Source organism: Oleiphilus sp. HI0125 (genome assembly GCF_001635355.1).
Genome location: NZ_LWGF01000454.1, coordinates 1 through 365 on the forward strand (window position 1 = coordinate 1; position 365 = coordinate 365).

Consider the following 365-nt stretch of genomic DNA (forward strand, 5'->3'; position numbering starts at 1 on the left):
CAAGCAACATTTGGCGTGATAGGAGCGGGGGCTCCCGACATCCAATAGTGACCAACAAATACTGGCACCTCGTCTTTGCCGTAATACATCAAATGATCTAACTCTTGCTCAGAGAGTTTTCGATCCAGCAATCCATCAGGCAATGGGTCAGGCTGAAATACAACATCTGAATAGGTTTTAGGGTCATCGTTCCAAAACTTAGTCCGGAACATATTGCGGATATACCCATCCTTACTAACGATGCTCTCCCCATCAGGAAGCTTTAATGATGTGCCTCGCGTCATGCGATCGACCATTTTTTCTAGAAAGGTTCCATCGCGAGCAGACTCATACAACATATCCATCGACAAGCTACGAGAAGGACT

1 pseudogene is annotated in these 365 nt (G+C 46.0%); it reads right to left on the reverse strand.

Annotated elements, in window-relative coordinates:
• Nucleotides 1–365: pseudogene (locus A3762_RS27200) on the reverse strand (serine/threonine protein phosphatase); the annotation flags it as partial.